Source organism: Algorimicrobium algoritergicola (assembly GCF_008086165.1).
Classification (GTDB): Bacteria; Bacteroidota; Bacteroidia; order Flavobacteriales; family Flavobacteriaceae; genus Algorimicrobium; species Algorimicrobium algoritergicola.
On sequence record NZ_VSKL01000022.1, the window covers coordinates 1 to 1,440 of the forward strand.

The window sequence follows — 1,440 nt, forward strand, 5'->3', positions numbered from 1 at the left end:
CAGCAGGAACAACAGGTGCAATTGTATCCGCAACTGTTATTGTTTGCGATACAGACGATGTATTATTACAAGAGTCCGTAAATGTCCAAGTACGAGTAACAATTACATTACAAGGATTTGAATCATCTATAGAATCTACAGGAGAGGCTACAATATCACCAGCACAGTTGTCTGTGGCTGTTAAGTCAATAGCTTCTGGTAACTCTGTTAAACATTCTACTGTTATTGCGTCAGGTGCTGTTGGAGCAACAGGCGCAATTGTATCTATAATTGTAAAAGTTGCAGATGTGAAGCTTTCGTTGCCACAAGCATCTGTTGCTTTAAAGTTTACGATAGCAGAACCAGTCAGTCCACAACCAGGAATTAAAACTCCTTTGTAATCATGATCCCAAACTATAGCGCTACAGTCATCCGACGCAGTAGCACCTCCATTATTATCTAACCATGTTTGTAATTGGATTAAATTTCCTAATCCATCACATTCGACCGTTAAATCACTTGCTTCAATTTCTATAGTTGGATTAATAGTATCAATAATCGAATAAAAAGCCGTAGTTGTAACAAAGTTTCCACAATCATCTGTTGCCGTAAAGGTTACTGCAATTGGATTAGCACAATCAGAGCTAGCACCACCATAATTATTGGTCCAAGTTATTTCAGAGCAGTTATCAGTAACAGTAGCATAACCATTGTTATCTAACCAATCCTGAATAGTGCCATTGTTTCCAGTACCATCACATTCAATGGATATATCAGAAGCTTCAATATCTATAATTGGATTCGTTGAATCTTGAACAGTAATAACTTGTACTTCAGAAGCTGTGTTACCACAATCATCTATAGCGGTCCAAGTTCTAGTTAATGTATAATTAGAATCACAATTACCATTCGCTCTTTCTTCTAAATATGTTACTGTAATATTAGCATCACAATTATCAGTAGCAGATAAATCAGTAGCAGAAGCTGTAGGAACGGCATCACATTCTACTGTAATATCAGCAGGTGCAGGATCTAATACAGGAGCCGTGGTATCTTGAACAGTAATAACTTGTACTTCAGAAGCCGTGTTACCACAATCATCTGTAGCGGTCCAAGTTCTGGTTAATGTATAATTAGAATCACAATTACCATTCGCTCTTTCTTCTAAATATGTTACTGTAATATTAGCATCACAATTATCGGTAGCAGATAAATCAGTAGCAGAAGCTGTAGGAACGGCATCACATTCTACTGTAATATCAGCAGGTGCAGGATCTAATACAGGAGCCGTGGTATCTTGAACAGTAATAACTTGTACTTCAGAAGCCGTGTTACCACAATCATCTGTAGCGGTCCAAGTTCTGGTTAATGTATAGCTAGAATCACAATTGCCATTCGCTCTTTCTTCTAAATATGTTACTGTAATATTAGCATCACAATTATCGGTAGCAGATAAATCAG

Annotated in this window: 1 protein-coding gene; it reads right to left on the minus strand. The window is 37.4% G+C overall.

Annotated elements, in window-relative coordinates:
- The coding region (locus ES675_RS16500) for an HYR-like domain-containing protein (protein WP_449374887.1) at positions 1-1,440 on the minus strand (1,440 nt) is incomplete at both ends.